The 18,336-nt window shown below is 57.6% G+C and carries 12 protein-coding genes and 3 pseudogenes; 10 read left to right on the top strand and 5 right to left on the bottom strand.

Translation table 11 applies throughout. From position 1 onward, the window contains the following. Positions 1-801 precede the first annotated feature (801 nt). Positions 802-2,097 carry a DNA primase family protein gene (locus GV035_RS27715; protein ID WP_159839102.1) on the top strand — a complete coding sequence of 432 codons (1,296 nt, stop codon included), beginning with the start codon at positions 802-804 and terminating at the stop codon, positions 2,095-2,097. 605 nt (positions 2,098-2,702) lie between these two features. Next, positions 2,703-3,231 (top strand): annotated as a pseudogene (locus tag GV035_RS27710) (GlxA family transcriptional regulator); the annotation flags it as partial. A gap of 38 nt (positions 3,232-3,269) precedes the next feature. Here GV035_RS27710 and GV035_RS27705 read toward each other — a convergent pair. Beyond that, positions 3,270-3,505 (bottom strand): annotated as a pseudogene (locus tag GV035_RS27705) (integrase core domain-containing protein); the annotation flags it as partial. Between GV035_RS27705 and GV035_RS29210 the strand changes: the two are divergent. Together GV035_RS29210 and GV035_RS27700 are read left to right on the top strand one after the other, a co-directional pair. After that, positions 3,505-3,664 (top strand): annotated as a pseudogene (locus tag GV035_RS29210) (ATP-binding protein); the annotation flags it as partial. The pseudogenes GV035_RS27705 and GV035_RS29210 sit on opposite strands and share 1 nt — an antisense overlap. An 853-nt stretch (positions 3,665-4,517) precedes the next feature. Continuing rightward, the gene (locus GV035_RS27700; RefSeq protein WP_442859612.1) at positions 4,518-6,038 is read left to right on the top strand and encodes a peptidoglycan-binding domain-containing protein; all 1,521 of its coding nucleotides are present in this window, start codon (positions 4,518-4,520) and stop codon (positions 6,036-6,038) included. Between the two features lie 261 nt (positions 6,039-6,299). On the opposite strand, the gene GV035_RS29205 is transcribed toward GV035_RS27700, so the two are convergent. After that, positions 6,300-6,527, bottom strand: coding sequence for a hypothetical protein (locus tag GV035_RS29205; protein ID WP_201304082.1), 228 nt, complete (start codon positions 6,525-6,527; stop codon positions 6,300-6,302). Between the two features lie 754 nt (positions 6,528-7,281). On the opposite strand from GV035_RS29205, the gene GV035_RS27690 reads away from it, so the two are divergent. Then, a complete protein-coding gene (locus GV035_RS27690; protein WP_159839098.1) occupies positions 7,282-8,250 on the top strand; it encodes a helix-turn-helix domain-containing protein in 969 nt (322 codons plus the stop codon). A gap of 54 nt (positions 8,251-8,304) precedes the next feature. Here GV035_RS27690 and GV035_RS27685 read toward each other — a convergent pair whose 3' ends face one another. Together GV035_RS27685 and GV035_RS27680 are read right to left on the bottom strand one after the other, a co-directional pair. Beyond that, entirely contained in the window at positions 8,305-9,729 is a 1,425-nt protein-coding gene (locus GV035_RS27685) for an amidase (protein WP_159839096.1), read from the bottom strand. After that, positions 9,719-9,943, bottom strand: coding sequence for a hypothetical protein (locus tag GV035_RS27680; RefSeq protein WP_159839094.1), 225 nt, complete (start codon positions 9,941-9,943; stop codon positions 9,719-9,721). The genes GV035_RS27685 and GV035_RS27680 overlap by 11 nt, the downstream gene beginning before the upstream one ends. Positions 9,944-10,344: 401 nt before the next feature. Between GV035_RS27680 and GV035_RS27675 the strand changes: the two genes are divergently transcribed. From GV035_RS27675 to GV035_RS27655, 5 genes are read left to right on the top strand one after another with little or no spacing between them, the layout of a single operon-like run. Then, the gene (locus GV035_RS27675; protein ID WP_159839092.1) at positions 10,345-11,571 is read left to right on the top strand and encodes an urea ABC transporter substrate-binding protein; all 1,227 of its coding nucleotides are present in this window, start codon (positions 10,345-10,347) and stop codon (positions 11,569-11,571) included. Positions 11,572-11,599: 28 nt separating this feature from the next. After that, entirely contained in the window at positions 11,600-12,475 is an 876-nt protein-coding gene (locus GV035_RS27670) for an ABC transporter permease subunit (RefSeq protein ID WP_236572888.1), read from the top strand. 13 nt (positions 12,476-12,488) lie between these two features. Continuing rightward, a complete protein-coding gene (locus GV035_RS27665; RefSeq protein ID WP_159839090.1) occupies positions 12,489-14,303 on the top strand; it encodes an ABC transporter permease subunit in 1,815 nt (604 codons plus the stop codon). Further along, positions 14,293-15,000: an ABC transporter ATP-binding protein gene (locus GV035_RS27660; protein ID WP_236572886.1), complete on the top strand. Its 708-nt coding sequence runs from the start codon at positions 14,293-14,295 to the stop codon at positions 14,998-15,000. Before GV035_RS27665 ends, GV035_RS27660 begins: the two co-directional genes overlap by 11 nt. A 2-nt stretch (positions 15,001-15,002) precedes the next feature. Then, a complete protein-coding gene (locus GV035_RS27655; RefSeq protein WP_159839086.1) occupies positions 15,003-16,625 on the top strand; it encodes an acyl-CoA synthetase in 1,623 nt (540 codons plus the stop codon). Between the two features lie 320 nt (positions 16,626-16,945). Here GV035_RS27655 and GV035_RS27650 read toward each other — a convergent pair whose 3' ends face one another. Further along, on the bottom strand, positions 16,946-17,788 hold the full coding sequence (locus GV035_RS27650) for an H-NS histone family protein (protein WP_159839084.1): 843 nt from the start codon (positions 17,786-17,788) through the stop codon (positions 16,946-16,948). Between the last annotated feature and the right edge of the window lie 548 nt (positions 17,789-18,336).

Here is an 18,336-nt window from a genome sequence, read left to right as displayed (position 1 = left end):
GCCATGGCGTAAGCCCTCCCGAGGGCAGGTTGACGAACTCGACATTCATCAACTTACACCACGGCCACCCCTTCCTTCGGCATCTTCCTGCCTCCGAACTTTCTGCACACTTCTCGGCACATTACCCTATGCCATTCCGCGGGGCTCGCGTCTGCAAAGTGCGCAGAGCGAGCGTTTAGTAACCAGGATTGCATTTTCCGCCCGTGGTGCTGAGTGAGTTGAGTGCTTTCGAAATATCGCGAAGAAATATTGTGAGAGAAAGGGCTCGGATTTGACCTAGCACACTCAGCACAGCCACGTTTGAGAACGTGCAATCGTTAACCTTCGCCCGCTCAACTTTCTCAAAAAGTTCGCTCGAATATAAACCCGTTTCACTACCTCTTCTAAAAAGAGTTCTTTTACAAGGTGTTTCGACTTCGCCTTTCAGACATTCTTCTTGCCCTAAAGACCTTCTTTTCTGCCTCTAGAAAGAGTCTACTCAAGGACGAATAAAAACTTCCCTTACACAGAGCACTGGACGTAATTGCGCAGCGGACGGTGGCACGAAGGAAGCTCACGAGGGCATCTGGTGCCGTTTCGCGCTAAGGAGTTCCGAGATGACACCTCTCCTCGATTTGGACGAACTGGCTCGCTTGCTCGGCCGCAGTCCGCACACTATCAAACGCGACCTTCGTCGGAACCCCGACGCGGTACCGCCGCGTCTGCAACTTCGCGGCACAAGGCTCCTCCGATGGCGTGAGACCGACGTCGACACGTGGCTTGCTGCGCATACCGCTCCTAAGGATGACGGGGGAGTACGAAATGGCTAGAGCCTTCGACCCGCATGCTTATGCACTTAATGTTAAGAATTCGGGACAATACGCAAGTGAATCAAAGTTGCTCTACCGGTGGGTAGGTACCCATTGGCAACTGGTTGATGAAGATGAAGCCGAGCGCGACGCGTACGAGTGGCTCGTCGCGAACGCGTCTGGCTACGCTAGCGCGAACAACGCGCGGCAGGCCGTTCGCTCGGCGCTGCTCTTCCAGCCGCGCCTTGCACCACCCACGTCAAAGGTAGTCGTACCCGTGTGCAACGGCTACATACACGTCGACGGAGGCATAGCGTTACAGGCTCCTGACCCAGCGTTGGGGATACGGCACGTTCTGAAATGCGCATACGAATCGGACGCGGCGGCCCCTGTTTTTGACGCGTTTTTGAGGCGCGCGCTACCAGATGACGCCGTTCGTGCACGCGTTCAAGAATATGTCGGATACACCTTTTTGTCAGACGCTCGATATCAGCAGGCGCAGTTGTGGCTCGGGGAAGGCGCGAATGGCAAGGGCGTTCTGGCGAACGTCGTGCAGGCCTTGCACGGCAACATTGCCGCAGTCGCGCTAGACGCGCTTGAGGGTTTCAGAGTAAGTGTGTTGATTGGCGCGAACCTAATTTACGCCGACGAGGTTCCACGCTCACGGATTAACGAGCAACTCATAAAGTCGATGATTGCCGGAGAGCGCGTGCTCATCGACCGGAAGCATAAGGACCCGCTGAGCATTCACATCAGGGGAAAATGGATTGTGTGCGGCAATCATCTGCCCGCGGTCGCGGACCATTCTACGGGCTTCTGGCGCAGGTGGGATATCGTTCCTTTTGGAGCAACCGTCCCTGCAAAGGAACGGGACCCGCTCCTCGCCAGTCGCATTATAGGCACTGAGCTTTCGGGCGTTTTAGCCTGGGCGCTGAGCGGATTGCAGCGCCTTCTGGCCCGCGGCGGTTTTGAGGCTGAGGTACCAGAGGCGATGAAAGTGGCACTCCAGGAGGCAAAAGCCGACACGAACTCTGTTGCGGCTTGGGCGGACGAACGCAGCATCAACTTGACCGAACGGCTCATCCCGAAGCGTGAGGTCTTCGAAAGCTACCGGGTCTGGTGCACCGACAACGCACTCCAGCCTTTAGGTTCAGTGCAGTTCTGGAAGCGCATGCGCGAGTTGTTCCGGGGACTTATATTGGAGAGGCGTCGGTTCGATGGCTTGCAAGAATACGCCTGCAATGTATCGTTGCCACCCACCATCGCGCGCAGTCGCAGTTCATTTTCCGATGTGGCGCGGCACATATAGGTCAGTGCAGTGGAGAGCTTTTTGATTTTCTCCCAGAGCACTCAGCACATCCGTCACGAATCCGCGTCACGCTGCGAGCATGGAAAGTGCTGACTTGTCTCGGTTTTGGGGCAAACCCAGCACACCCGGCGTGCTTAGTTTGGGAAGCGGTGGCTAGTGCCCAGCATGCGCATGAAGCAGGCTCGAGCGCGAACCAAAGAAATTGGTCCGCGTGACCGCTCTCGAGCTAGCTGGCCGAAGGCGGCTCAGGGTGGCCCCTAAGCCAACAGATGCCTTCCGGTCAAACAGCCGCGGTTGCACTTCCTGTGCCAGCCGCGGTCACCGTTGGCACGTCGACGAGAGTCGGCCTCCGGGTTTTTAGAGCGGCCTTCTTGGAGCCACAGGTCGGCGGTCGAACCCTGCTTCGCTGCAGGCAAATGCCAGCAATTCGCTGGGCACGCGTACGTCGGCGGCGCAATAAGTCAAGCACGCGACCAGGAGAGGGCTCGGAGAATGGGTCCATGACTCCGGCAACTAACCACTTGTCAACCTTGGTCGCGCCTGTCACCGCGTGGGGATAAAAAGTCTTCCGGAAAGCAGGCCGGCCTCCGCCAGAACGAACCCGCCGGTGCGAGAGCGACCGCATCTTCATCGTCGATGGGTCATATATGGACGTCAGCCGGCATGACAGCGGACTAGACCTCGCGCTCGTTATGGTCGAAAAAGACCTTGGGCTTGATGTCGCACGCTCTGTTGCTCACCGGCTTGTCATGCCTCAGCGTCGCTCGGGCGGTCAGACGCAAATGCTGAAATGCTTGAGTTGGCGCCAGAGACGGACCGCATTCAAAACGCGTTGAACTATGCACGCCAGAACCTAAAGCGCACGCTTTCGGTCGAAGAGCTTGCCGAAGCTGCAAACCTGAGTCCCCGGCAGTTTTATGGCGTGTTCACGCAGGAGACCGGCAAGTTCCAGCGAAGGCAGTTGAAGCTCTACGACTTGAAGCAGCACGCCTGATGATTGAGCGTAGCCGGCATACGCTTGATGTCGTGGCCAGGGAAACCGGATTTCAAGACCGCAGGAATATGAGAGAGGCGTTCATCCGAGGACTCGGCGTTTCACCTCAGATAGTCCGTCGTGATGCTCGGGTCTCTTAGCGCCCAGTGGATTTGCCCCCGTAGTTCGGGACACCACCTCACACAAAAATTGATGAATGGGTTCGGCGTCGAAACTCGCGCGGCGAACGGTACTTCAGCGCATTATGCGGATGCCTCTCGTTGTAGTGTTCGAACGCCACAGCTAGATTGCGTACAACCGTCACCGCGTCAGGCTTCGGCAGAACGCGACATAGTCGCGCTACATCGTATTCACGAAACTTTCAGCCAATCCGTTGCTCTGCGGGCTGCACACGGGCGTCGTTAGCGGCTTCAGAACTCGTGAACCAACTTGAGACCGAGAAAGCCGCCGGCAAACCCGGGCGACTGGCCAACCGACGACCTCGGCTATCTTCCCTTCGCTCAAACCGGAGGCGCACTGCTGTTTTACCTACTGTCGAAGCTTTTCGAGCGAACAAGTGTCGCATTAAAGACCGCTTCAAGAATGCCGTTAATCCAGTGAAAGAACTCACGCGAAGTGCCTCGGGCATTCACAGAATAAAGCGAACTTAATCATGCAACTCGGTCGCAACGGCAGCACGCTCCTACACAACCTTCAAAATCTGTTTAGCGGAAATCACGTCAACGCCGGCGACGTCGTTCCGACTAGCGAGTTGACGGAGCAGTATCTTTCGACCGCTTTTGTCGTTTGGAGTTTTGCGCACGAGGTCTCGACCTCCAGTTTGCATGGCAATGCGGCGATTGCGAATGGTCACTTTGGTTACCGGACCGGCGACTATCAGAACCACGTGCGACATCTGTGTGAGCAGGCGGTACGAAATCGGGACATCCGCGGCCCGTTCATGCAGCGCATCGACAGCGCCCGGTCGGATTCACTTCGATGGTCATCTACTACTCAGCCTGTTCATGACTTTGGTTCATGTTCGGTGTTTAGGCAATGTACACCTTGCGGCGGAAGTGGCCGGGTTTCTTGTGGTGGATGTTCGGGTCATGGGAGACGAACGTGCAGCGGATGCGGCGGCAGCGGCTCGCACAACCAGGTGGTCACGCGCACGCGCTGGAACGGCCGAAACAACGAAACCTATTCGGCGAATGTTCGACGCTCGTGCTCATCGTGCGGCGGTTGCGGCCGTGTCGTATGCACAGGTTGCGGGGGCTCTGGAAAGCAAACCTGCCGGGCATGTTCGGGGCACGGATTTTTCACAGACATCTCCAACGTGCGGTCAGTCGCCACGCCGTGGTGGCACGTCCCCCCGCACAGCGGCCTGGCTTCAGAAGCACTGGTTTCGGCACTAAAGCGCAGAGGTGCAGAGACCGCGCGGGACTTGGTGCCTTTCGACCTTGCGAGTACTGCATATAACAAAAACGATAATTGGGTCGTACGCTACACCGGTATCGCTGATGTCGTAGAGCTCGGCCTTGATGTCGCCAAAACTCCGTATGCCGTGGCCGCGGTCGGCGCTGCCGTTATCCCTATCAAGACCCCACCTATCTTCGACCAACTCCTGCGCGACGAGCTGAAGGACGTCGCTGCGATTCTCGGCAGCGGGAAAGACGGCCGCGGTAATATCCGCCGACAGGCGAAACGTCTCTTTGCGATTTTTCAAAGCGTTCCCGTGCTCGACAAAGCTTTGCGAAGCGTTGCAAAGCTCAGCAAAGACTCGAGGTCGAATCCTGCGCCTGTCGTCGTTCGTGTCGCAGAAGGCTTCATCTCGGCTGAGGCTGCCAGCACCTTCGGTACAGTATTTCTCCATACGCTCGACAAGGTGTCACCAGCATACTCACGGGCCGCCTGGGTAGCGGTCACGGTGCTTCCCACCCTCGCGGCCTTTATCTCGGCCGCCAACAACTTCCTCAGGTTCTCTCCGGCACACCCATGGCAAGCCGTGTTGCCACTATTGTTTGGTGTGGGCTTCGCCGGCGCAGCAATGCTTTTGGTCTCGCCAGTTGGTTGGGCGTTGAGTGCAACGGTTAGCTCGCTGTTGCGTCTCAAGGTACCGGCAGAGTACCGGCAGCGGGGGCGCAACTGGGCGCCGCTCAAAACCGCTTGTCTCGTGACGATGTCAGCGTCCTTCACAGGTGCACTTTTCGGAGCGGCCGGCGCCATGAATTGGGCTCCGCCCATCACCATTGCGACCATACCGATTGCCAGCTATGCAGTTGCTCACACGTCGCAGGAGAGTGGAGTCAACCGATTCTTCCTCAAATTCTTGCCCTTGAGGCCGGCAGACGCAGTCCTCGCTGCCCAGTCACCCCTCGATACGCGCCGCGAAGTGCAGCGATTCCTGATAGCACATGGGTATCTTCGTGGACAGGCAGATGGAACACTCGGAACGCGTACGAACGCGGCGATTCTGAAATATGAGCGCCATGAGAGGCTTAGCGCCTCGACTCCAATGCCGGCGCTCCTAGCACACATGAAAGCTGATATAGCCTCCTCATCCGCGCAGATTGAGCCCGACGGGCAGCTGACCCCTGCTAACAAGATGGAAACCGGACCGAAGCCAGCAGGGATTGCGCGGCCCGGTGCGCTGCAGAACATTGCCGCGAACAACCCCGTACCTGTTCCCAAGCCGACGTACAGTGCTGTCAGCGTTCCGTGCAGTCAGGACGGTACGTATTTTGGCAGCAATGTTTGCAGCAACGTCCTGCTGTCGAGCACATATCAGAGGGAACAGCAGGCCTACAAGGCTGCGCAGAGCCGGCTGGGTCACGTCGACAATGGAGTACGCATCGAGCAGGAACGCTGGATGGACACGGTCACTCGCAGCTGCAGAGATGCGCAATGTCTCACAGCAGCATTCGAGAAACGAGCCACGGATTTGGACTCGCGGTATCGTGGAAGATAGATGTGTATGCGAGGAATCTGAGTGCCGTTGCAAGCGTGCTGTGCCGGAAGCAGTCCGCGGGTCGACTCGGAGCCTGTCATCTACTCTGCGCGTGACGACGTCGTGACGATTGCGAGCGAAATCCTTAACGAGCTTTGCGACGAGCGTCCGGCATCTATCGTTCAGCAGTGCGCTGGGCGGTGAAAGTCAGCCGGAAAGGTGGCCGGGCCATCGGGTCTCCTTGCCTAGGCACGTCCAACGGAAGCGGCGGAACTCCGAGTTCTACCACTGCAAGAATGGTTTCAGCCCTAGCAAGCTGTTCGTGTACGCCGAATTCTCGGATACCTCGTCCCCGACCCATTCGGGCATCTCGAAGAGTTCATCAACTGCCTTCAGCTTGATTTCGGCGACCACGAGCGGCGCATTGGCACCTTCAGACTCATCGATTTCCCAAAGGTGCCCGGCGTGCATAACCTCATGCCGCCCCTTGTCGACAGTCGAGACCGCCATTGCGAGCATCTCGACGGCATCTGCGTGCGGAATCGGATACTCGTACTCGGCTCTAGCTATGCCAGTTTTTGGGGCCTTTGATGGTCAGGAAAGCGAGTTCGTCTCTCGTGCGCACCCGCACTGATGGTCCTGAGTGCGGATAGAGATAGCCCTGCCGGATTCTCGTCGTGCGTATAACGGCTGTCGTGAGGAGTTTGACTGCACTTAGAAAGCAGCGGCTGCACTCGCGCGTATAGGGAACATTTAGCGGCGTTATCTCGTTGGCTCCGCTCGATAGGACGATTTGGATGGACGGGAATTGAAAATTCCAATGCAAATGCGCGCTGGAAACAGCGCTCGCGACCTTTCCATCACTGAGCGCATCTAACTATGACAACGCCGTCGACCGCGAGGTAGCAACGCGAGGCGACATCTGAACGGCTTGACCGATTAACTGTTCTGCACCGGGCATCGGCGCGGCATAGGCAAGAAAAGCTCCAAACGCCGGCTATGCTGTCTTGTTTAACTAATCGAAGCGAGCCTTGAATCGTGCCGCCGCCGACAACGAACGGTCGTTCGATTCAAGCGATACGCCTGCTTGCACCTTCAATATTGGCGTCCTACCGTCCACCAATGCTACAGGATGCGATTGAGTCAACGTCCATCGAAGCCCGCGTCAGCGCAAACCCTCATTGCTTCGCTGGACGAATGCGATAACTGTGGTTGTGAATGGTCTTAGGAACTCTTTCACCGATAGGCCGATATCGGAGTTGCCATGCAATATTCGTTTTCGACGTCAGTCGTGCCGGCACCGCAGCGGTTCGACTATTGGCGCGACGCTGTCTGCAGCCATTGCATCCCCGCAGGCAGCGACTCGCCCCATCGGGACCAGTTCGACGCGGAACTGACCGGCAGGTCAATCGGGGTGCTCGACGTCGCGAGAATGACTGGGCCTGAGCACAGCTGGGTCCGTGACTTCTCTAACATCCGCCGGGGTCCCGAGGACAACCTCTGGCTCTCGTATTTGGAGCGCGGACACGGCTATCTCGAACAGAATGGCAGCAGAGTCGTCCAGCGTGCCGGTGACATCGTGCTCTACGACGCATCTCGGCCCTTCAGCTACACAATCGCGCCGGATTCTTTTTATATCCTGCGACTTCCGCGCGAACTCCTGCTGCGCCGGACGGGTAACGCAGAACGGTTGGTCGCGACATCATTAGGGCCTGGCACAGGGTTTCTTGCAGTGCTCGGGACAATGATTAAGGAAGCGTGCGAATCATCTGAACTTGGTCAGCTTTCGCACGCAGAGCCCCGGATAGCGGCAGCCATACTTGACCTCGTGACCGCCGTGGTCGAACTGCACCACGGCGACGCACCCGCGCCGTCTATGCAAGCTGCGTTGTACCGCAAAGCGCTCGCCTTCATCCAAGAGAACGTCGAGAACCCCGAGCTCGACGTGGACTGCATTGCGTCATCAATGCACGTTTCGACGCGGACGCTGGCTCGTGCTTTCGCCGGCCAGGCGTCAACGCCGATGAAAGCAATCTGGCGACAGCGACTCCATGCGAGCTACTGCGCTTTACGAGAACGCTCAGTCAAGAACGTGACGCAGGCAGCCATGACCTTCGGGTTCTGCGACGTTTCACACTTCAGCAGGTCTTTTAAGAAGCATTTCGGCGTGACTCCGCAAAGCGTATTGCTTGGCGGCAAAGCGGCGGTCGGCTGCGCCGATGACGACGCCTGATGCGTTGGACGGTAAATGGCACTGCGCCTCTCGTCCCGAGGAGCGCCACTGAGCTTAGGGATTGGCGTTCAGGTCCGGTCGCCGACTGTGGAAGTCTGTCACTGACTGAAATGCATGGCCGACCGAGAAGAGCCGAGATTCGGAAAACGGAGCCCCGATAACCTGCATCCCAACCGGGAGGCCGCCGGAGTCGAAGCCGCACGGAACGTTCAGCGACGGGAGACCAGTTAGGCTTGCGACTCCAGTGAACTGCATAATTGCCGACAGCATGTCTTCCTCAACGCCGTTCTCTATGATTACCGTCGTCGCGCCAAGGTCCGTAGCGGTGAATGGCAGTGTTGGGCAAATGAAGACGTCGACGCGCTTGAAGGCTTCTATGAATTCGTTCCTCAACAAGGTCCGGTAGCGCTGAGCTTGTAGATAGTGCGTCGCCAGCAGCATCTCCCCTACTTCAAGCAGTGTCCGGACATCCTCCCCAAAATCGCTCGGCCTGTCCCGCAACGACTTTTGATGGTAGGTGCTCGGTTCCGCAGACTCTATCGTCAACTGCGCAGAGATGTTGCCCTCAATGTGTTGGATGTCTACTTCGACAATGTGAGCACCTAGCTGCTCGAATGTTTTCAGAGCCGCTTCGACCGCATGCTTAACGTCAGGTTGCAAATGCGTGAAGAAATAGCGCGGTACAACGCCAATCCGCAGCCCTTGCACACCGACCGAGAGCCTGGAAAGATAGTCGTCTACCGGCACCGGAGCCGTTGCTGGGTCAGCGCTGTCGGCACCAGCAATCGCGTTGAACATCACTGCGCAATCTTCGACGGTCCGGGTCATCGGCCCTGCGGTGTCCATCGACCAGGCAAGCGGAATAATGCCTGCATTACTGACCCGACCATAAGTTGGTCGAATTCCGACAACGCCGTTGACTGCGGAAGGGAGTCGAATCGAGCCCCCAGTGTCGGTACCGAGCGCTCCGTAGCAGAGGCCAGCCGCAACTGCGGCTCCAGAGCCTCCACTTGAACCGGCGGGGAACTTCTTTGTGTCCCATGGGTTGCGCACGTGTCCGTAATGCGGATTCGCAGATGTTCCGCCCCACGCGTACTCATGCATATTCGTTTTGCCAACAAACACTGAGCCTGCCTGCTTCAGCCTTGAGATGACCGTAGCATCCTTGTCCGGGTGCCAGTCTTCCAGAATCTTGCTACCAGCGGTGGTTCGTTGTCCGCGAATGCCTATGTTATCTTTGATGCCCAGAGGTATTCCGTGCAGAGGCCCGAGGTCATATCCGGCCGACAGCATCAATTCTGCCGCTTGCGCCGCCTTCCTTGCCGAGTCCTCCGACACGGAAATAAAGGCGCGGAGCGTTTCGTTGGAGCTTTCAATCGCTTTGAGGGAAGCATCCAGCAACTCCGTGGGACTCACCTCCCCCCTACGTACGAGCTTTGCTGCTTGCGCAATAGAAAAACTCAGCAATTCACTCGGCATTTGACACCTCGCCGAAGCTCGTCGTTTGAAGAATTCCCGTAATGGGGCCCAGGTTCGCAAACTCTGGCGCGCTCATTTTGAGCGAAAGCTGGTTCGCAGCCTTCAGCCATACCTCCAGGATTTGCGTCACTGCGGTCACGCGGTCCTCCGCAAGAGGCAAATCGGAGGCCTTTGCAATTCCTCTTACGAGCTCGCTGACATCTGATGTGGTCACGTCCGCCTCCGAAGGTTTTCGAGTACACAGCGTAACCTTCGGCAACGGCTATGGCTTGTGCGAGGCGGCCAAACGTGTGGAACGAAAGGGCCAAGCGTCGGCGACCGGCCCCCGCTTGTTACCAGCGTCGCATGTTGATTGGCACAAGCTGACGTCTTGAGGAAAGCACCGCGGGAAGCGGCTTCGCCTCGTGCACCGAGGATGACGTTAGCTGCATGACGGGGGCCGCTCGTCCGCCTGACGTCGCATCCGCACTTACCCTGACATGGCTTAACGGGACTACCGCCTTGTCTCTGGGAGGCAAGCGTGCCGGCGCGTCTACTGTTACCGTCACAGGCATTGCGTCGCGGCCTTTTGCCGCGTCATTCCCTTCTGGCTTTTCTTAGACTCGCGGAGCGTTCATGGCACGGACCGTTGTTTGCGCAACCGTTTTGTCACTTCTTTTCCTCCAGGCACCCGCATCTGCCGCTGACAAGGAGCCAATCCCCGTCGGAAGCGTCTTAGATGAAACTGGGGGCCTCAATATCTACGGGAAAGCGATGGTCGATGCGACCAAGCTCGCCATCAAGTCTATCAACGACGCAGGCGGAGTCCTCGGTCGTCCGCTCAAGCTCGTCTCATACGATGCGCAGTCCGACAACGCGAAATACACAACTTACGCTAACCAACTAGCCCTGCGTGACCGCGTCGCGGTAATTATGGGCGGTATCACAAGCGCCTCCCGTGAAGCGATTCGGCCCATCGCCGACCGCAACAAGACACTGTACTTCTACAACGAGCAATATGAGGGCGGGGTTTGCGACAAAAATGTTTTTCTTACCGGCATAGTGCCTTCTCAACAAATTGCGCCGCTAGTCGACTGGGCCATAAAGAACGGTAAGAAGAAGTTCTACGTGCTTGCCGCTGACTACAATTATGGTCACATATCGGCCGACTGGGTTAAGCAATATGTCGCAAAAGCTGGGGGAAACGTCGATGGCGTCGACTTCATTCCATTGAGTGTCAGCGAGTTCGGCTCGGTGGTTACGAAGTTGCAAGAGGCTAAGCCGGACGTCGTCGTATCCTTGCTTGTCGGTGGTAACCACATCGCTTTCTACCGGCAATTCGCCTCTGCTGGACTGTCAAATCGCATGCAAATCGTTTCCGCTACGTTTGGGCTCGGGAACGAACAGGTGGTCCTAAGCCCCAATGAGGCGAGCGGTATTGTTGTTGCGTTCCCGTACTTCCAAGAGGTCAAGGGCAGTGCGAACGATAAGTTTCGTGACGCTTGGAGTAAGGCGTACGGCGCGAACTACCCTTACATCACCGACAGTGCCGTTGCAGTTTGGAACGGTTGGCATCTGTGGGCGTCAGCCGTTGAGAAGGCCGGTAGCACTGACCGTGACAAGGTCATCGCCGCGCTCGAGGCCGGGCCTACTTTCGACAGCCCATCAGGAAAGGTTTCTATAGATTCCGGCACGCATCACCTCATCCAGAACGTGCACATCGCGAAAGCCAACGACGCTCATGGGTTCACCGTAATCAGTGAACAAGCAGCGGTTGCTCCCAGCTACGAGCGTTCGGTCTGCGACCTCAAGGCACATCCGAGTACAGCAAAGCAGTTCACCCCAACCGCAAGTACCAAGTAGCGCATCAGACTTCTCTCGAGGGCTAAAGATGCACGCTGTCACAGTTGGCTGGCTTACGAATATGGCGGTCTCGGTTGGCTTGAGCATCGCCATTTTGATACTGGTGTCGCTGGGACTCTCTGTCCTCTTCGGAATGATGGGCATTATCAATCTTGCCCACGGCGAGTTCTTGATGTTCGGTGCCTTTGCGACGCTTGCAGGAGTCAGGGTGGGCCTGCCCCTTCCGATAGCAATGGCCTTCGCCACCCTCGCGGTAGCCGCATTCGGTTGGATTGTAGAACGCGCTTTGATTCGGCACCTGTACGGCCGTCTTGCGGACAGCATGCTCGCGACTTGGGGACTTAGCCTCATCATGTCTCAGGTAGCGGTCTACGCCTTCGGCCCAGCTACCCAGGGCATCGCAACGCCTGGGGGCAGCTTTCAACTCAGCGGATACTCAGTGTCGGTCTACTCCCTGGTTTTGATAGCCGCTGCCGTTGGCCTATTAGCGTTCGTCTATGCCGTCTTCACCCGCACCAAGTACGGAGTGATGGCCCGAGCGGCAGTGCAACGGCCACTGATGGCGGCCGCCGTTGGCATCGACCCGCGGCGAGTCAACGCCCTTACCTTCATGTTAGGTTCGGCACTTGCCGGTGCAGCGGGAGCCCTCTTGGCACCGATGGTAGGCGTAATGCCGACGATGGGCGAGGCATATATCGCTCGGGCTTTCATGACCGTCGTTGTGGGAGGCCCCGGCGTTCTCACCGGCGCAGCTGCCGCATCAACACTACTTGGCGGCATCGAGAACATCGTCTCCTACCTGTCCAGCCCATTTCTCGGTCAGGCGGCATTGCTCGTACTTGCCATCTGCCTCGTGCGGGTAATGCCCACAGGAATTTCTGGTCGCTTGCGACGCAAGCTTTAACGAGACCTCGACAATGAACCACGTGAAAGTCCGTCTGAGGCCCAGGCTGCTCGCTTGCGCTGCTGTGGCAATGGTTCTTTTAGTCGTCGGGCTGACGATGCCAGAGTTCGCTACCTTACAGGCGACTAGCTGGGCGCTCTTTGGGCTGCTCGCAGTGAGCCTAACCTTGGTTTGGGGGCATGGCGGAATATTTAGCTTCGGGCAAGGCGCCTTTTTTGGCGTCGGCGCGTACGTGTACAGCCTGTCCGCTATCAATATCTTGCCGCTCACCCATGAGACGCTGAGCGCGGTAATTATCGGGACGCTCGCCGCTGCGGTGTTAGCCGTTGTCGTTGGGTATTTCATCTTCTACGGCAACGTAGGGGATGTCTACGTCGGCATCATCACCCTAGCAATGACGCTGGTACTGTTCACGGTCTTGTCGAGCACAGCCGACCCGAAGTATCACGTCGGCGAAGCACAGCTTGGGGGATATAACGGGATTTCGTCTGTTCCTCCGGTGACGATTCCGCTGGGCGAAGAAGGCACCGCACTCACCGTTTTTCAGCTGTACGCGTTGGTCGTATTCATTTGCGCTGTGATTGTTGCGGGCCTGTACTTGCTGCTTAATCGACCGTTCGGACGAGTACTCACTGCGCTGCGTCAGAACGAATTGCGGGCTCAGTTGCTTAGCTACGATGTGCGGCTCCGAAAGCTCGCCGTATTTTGCATTGGCGGCGCTGTCGCGGGTCTCGCCGGCGCATTGTATGCATCTTGGGCGATGTTTATAAGCCCCGTTGTTTTTGGTCTTTCCTTAGCCGCGCAGGTGGTGATATGGGTGCTAGTAGGTGGCCGGATATCGTTCCTTGGTGCGTTTATCGGGGCAACCGCCGTACAGTCTGTCTCTTTTGCGTTAGGTGGCGGTGCGGGAGACGCGACACCGATTGTGCTAGGCACGGTTCTCATAGTCGTCGTGCTTTTTCTGCCTGACGGTGTAGTCCCGGCCGTTACGAGGCTGGTGTTCGCTAGGCTGGTCAGCCGCAGCGCCGCGGAGGCGCGTGCCCCTATGCACGACGCGGCCAACCCTGCCTTTGAGCAGCTTCCGTTCGTCACAGGGTCGAAGGGCTCGGCACTGAGCGCGACGGCGCTTGAGAAACGCTTTGGCGGAGTAAAGGCCGTGCAAACGGCAACTGTGAAGTTTGAACAAAAAGGCGTTCATTGCCTCATTGGCCCGAACGGCGCCGGTAAGAGCACTTTTTTCAATTTGCTCGTCGGTCGATTTCCACCGACCCGCGGTGTAATCCAACTTGACGGCCGCCCAATCACAACAATGAAAGCCCATGCACGAGTCAAGCAAGGGCTGGGAATCAAGCTACAAGTGGCCAGTATCTTCGGCGACTTATCGGTACGAGAGAATCTATGGCTAGCAGCCTACGGGCGACTCCGCGACAAAGCAACGGCTGACATGAGGTGTGAGCAGCTCATTCGCTGGTTAGGACTAGACGCGCGGGCCAACGAGATAGCGAGTTCGCTATCGCACGGCCAGAAACAGTGGCTGGAGATTGCGATGGTCGCCGCGACAGAACCGTCTGTCGTTTTGCTCGACGAGCCAACCGCCGGGATGACTCGCGATGAGACGGCGCGCATGGCGGCCCTCATCAAGCTGCTCGGCCAGTCCGTTTCTGTCATCGTCGTCGAACATGATATGGAGTTTGTTAGAGCTCTCGACGTCCCCGTGACCGTGTTTCACCAGGGCAACGTGTTCGCATCTGGCTCCCTAGACGAGTTGCGCCGGGACGAACGGATTCTTGACATCTATTTGGGTCGACATGGGCAACATGCTGCTTGAGATTCGCAGTCTTCACGCTGGCTATGGACAAACGAGCGTGCTGCACGGATTAGACCTCACCGTGCAAAAAGCGGAGATGGTTTCCATCCTTGGTCGAAACGGCGTCGGGAAGACAACGTTGTTGCGTGCAATCGCCGGCACAATCGGTGCGCAGCGCGGTGACATCCGGTTCGACGGCATGTCCATCGTCGGCGAACCAATGCACCAACGGGCAAGGAAAGGCATCGCTTACGTTCCACAGGGACGCGATATCTTCCCCTCTCTCTCGGTCGCTGATAACCTGAAAGCTGCGGCGTTTGGGACCAAGCGGGCTGACTGGAAACAAGCTATGGAATCGCTCTACTCGGGCTTCCCGATACTGCGGGAGAAGGCCGATGAACGGGGAGACTCGCTGAGTGGTGGGCAGCAACAGATTCTAGCGCTCGCACGCGCCCTCATTACTCGGCCATCGCTCTTGTTGCTCGACGAACCGTCCGAGGGGATTCAGCCCTCAATCGTCGACCAAATTGCCGACACCGTGAAGTCCATCAACCAGCAGGACGGTATCGCGGTCGTAGTCGTTGAGCAGAACCTTGAGTTCGTTGCGCGGATGGGCGCGCACTGTCGCCTGGTAGATAGAGGACAAATCGTCTTGCAGTGCGACCCGGAGCGAATCGTCAACGACGCAGAGCTGCAACGAGAGTTCTTAGGAGTGTGATGATGCTGCGAGGGGAAGAAAGCTACGAAGCCGAGTTGCGTGCCTTCCGTTGGAACATTCCCGAGACCTACAACATTGGCGTCGACGTCTGTGACAAGTGGGCCGCATCGTGTCCTGGCGATATCGCCCTGATTCACGAGCACCGCGATGGCACCATACGCAAATTCAGCTTCGCGCAGTTGCGAAGCGAGAGTAACCGAGCCGCTAACTACTTTCAGCGAGTTGGCATCAAGCCCGGTAGCAGAATCGCAGTATTGCTCGCGCAGTCACCAGAGACGGCAATCTCGCACATTGCAGCTTTCAAGCTGGGAGCAGTGTCTGTGCCGCTCTTCGCGTTGTTTGGCGAAGAGGCACTAGAGTTCCGTTTGAAAGACAGCGGTGCAAGTTTGCTGGTGACCGATGCCGCAGGAGCAGCGAAAATAGCAGCATTACGAGACAGGCTCCCTGACTTGCAGATGGTTCTTGTTACCGGTGACCCAGCAGACGCCGTTGGTAAAGTGCAAAGCTTCAACGCTGCCATGTCGACGGAAGCCGACACCTTCGAGCCTATGGCTAGCAAGGCGGATGACCCTGCCGTCATCATCTACACCTCCGGCACGACGGGGAAGCCTAAGGGCGCACTGCATGCCCACCGTGTTTTGCTGGGGCACCTTCCCGGTGTGGCGATGTCGCACGGCGGAACGATTACAAAAGGAGACGTGTTCTGGACGCCCGCGGACTGGGCTTGGATTGGCGGGCTACTTGATGTCCTTTTGCCTGCTCTCCATCACGGCGCTACCGTGGTCTCTCGCCGATTCGACAAGTTCAGTGCGCCCGCCGCCTTCGAGCTGATGAGCCGGCATGGGGTTACACACGTATTTCTACCTCCCACCGCTCTTAAAATGCTGCGCACGGAGAGGAAACCGCAGGCGCAATGGAAGCTGCAACTCCGGTCCATCGCAAGCGGAGGGGAGTCGTTAGGTGTTGAGTTGCTAACATGGGGAAGAGAGGCTCTAGGCGTCACCATCAACGAATTCTACGGACAGACAGAGTGCAATATGGTCGTCTCGTCGTGCGCGAACTGGTTCGAGGCTCGTCCAGGAGCGATTGGACGCGCCGCCCTTGGGCATGACGTGCAGGTCGTAAGCGACGACGGCGTCATACTGCCACGCGGTGAGCTTGGCAATATTGCAGTCAAGTCACCGGACCCGGTGATGTTTCTCGGATACTGGAAGAATGCGTTGGCGACATCGGAGAAGTTCGCGGGCGACTTCCTAATCACCGGCGACCTGGGCCGGATGGACGCAGACGGGTTCATCCATTACGTGGGCCGAAATGACGACGTTATTACTAGCGCTGGATACCGCATCGGGCCAGGGCCGATTGAAGACTGCTTGCTCGGGCACCCTGCCGTCAGATTAGTTGCCGTTGTGGGATTGCCGGACCCCGAGCGCACTGAGATAGTCAAGGCATGCGTTGTTCTCGCTGACGGTTTTGCGCCGAGCCACGAGTTGACGAAGGAATTACAGAATCACGTTCGTACCCGACTCGCCGCGCATGAGTACCCTCGCGTCGTCGAATATATGGACTCGCTGCCTATGACGTCGACGGGGAAGCTTATAAGACGCGAGCTCAGGGGGCGGTAGTATCGTTCGCGCAGACCGCTACCGCACCGATGGCGCTAATCGTCAATTTTCAGTCGCCGGCGAAGCCGGACGTCATCGCGGATTCAAAGCGCCGAAGCTTTCGGGACCGAGAGCTGGGACCCGACACCGCGGTCCGGTGCCATGCCTTGCGCACGACGCACAGCAATGAATGGTTGCTTATCGCTGACGTCGAGCCCTCGGTGGATTGTTGCGCGCTCGGTCGAAGAACGAGATGTCGACCCGGCGCGCGCCAGCCATTTCTCCATCCGCAGAGCGAGGTGAGCGTCCCAGTCCTTTCAACGCTGTCAAGTTCCCAGGTTTCAAGCAGCAGAAACGACGGAAGCAAGTTCACTACCGCTTGTCGTGGAGGGCGATGCCTCGTGAGCCGCCGTCGCGTTTGCAGGCGTCTTCCGGCCTGATTTCTTCGACACAGCCTTTGTGGCACCGACCTTATTTCTCTCAGCTTGTGGCCCCTTCTTGGCCGCGGAAGTCGATTTCCTCGCGGCCACCGTCTTGCCGGCAGGAGTCTTCGCAGCAGTACCGGCAGCTTTCCCCGCAGTGCCCTTCTTGGCGGGCACTGTCGCACTGGTTTTCTTCGCCGCTACTTTCTTCGCTGCGACCGCCTTCGGTGCACTTCCCTTGCCGTCAGCAGTTGTGGACGTCGTGCCGTCAATCAAGAACTTCGTTCGGTCCCTTGCGGAAGCCAGCCAACTCGGCGCCTTTCCGCGACCACTCCATTCCTTGCCGGTCTTCGGGTCACGATACATCGCGGGCTGTTTCCCACGAACGTAGTTGCCCGGCTTCGCGGCCTTCTCGCCCTCAGCGGACGCGCTCATCGCGCTGCTATCAATCAGGAATCTATCGCGATTCTTCGCGTTCGCTATCCAGCTGGGTGCGCGACCGTGCCCGGACCAGGTAGCTCCGGACTTGGGGTCTTTGTATTTCGCGACACTAGCGCTCTTACCGGACGTCTTCTTGCTCGTCGCCCTGGCACCAAGCGTCTTGCCATCAGACGTTGACCCGAGGTCCTCGAGCGACAGGCCATACTCAGACATCAACGAATGAATCTGAGCGATGACTCCCGACGAACGCTTCTTCTTAAGAGCGTCTGCTTGTGCCTGTAATTTCGCAATCTTCGCCTCGACACTTTCGAGCGTAGCCATAGCTTCCCCTTTTCTTCGATTTCAATCAACGCACTATGCCACATGACCAGTAGGAAGTGCGTTTTTGCGCATAGAGCGAAGCTTTAATAGAAGGGGTGTGAACTGCTGGCCGCGATGCTCAAGGAAGTACTAGAGACTCGAATTGAGGTAAGTGAAGGCTTGCCTCGTGTGTGGCTGCGGCCGGACTGCATTAAGTCAACGTTGCCGGCAACTTTATGTCTCGAATAACACTCAGCTCGTTCTCGAACTCAGCCTGCTGGCCGAGTTCTTTCCTCAGACTCTGTATCTTGCGGACAATGCGAAACGCCTCATCGTAACGAGCCTTTCCCGTGCCCTGTCCTGCTGCATTGGCAACAAACCATGATAGAGAGCGATTGCATCATGCGGATGCGTCTTTGCTCTGACCGACGCCATCGTCGCCGACAGCTTCATCACGACCGAGCCGCCCACAATTCCTCCGAAGCTTTTAGTAGTCTTTCGAGGCGAGGACGATGTACGTCGCTCAGCGAGCGGAAGGGGCAGCAACGCCGAAGCATTCCCCGGGAAAA

Source organism: Burkholderia sp. 8Y (assembly GCF_902506145.1).
Classification (GTDB): domain Bacteria; phylum Pseudomonadota; class Gammaproteobacteria; order Burkholderiales; family Burkholderiaceae; genus Caballeronia.
Note: the sequence above shows the minus strand (reverse complement) of the source record. Positions and strands in the feature narration are given on the sequence as shown.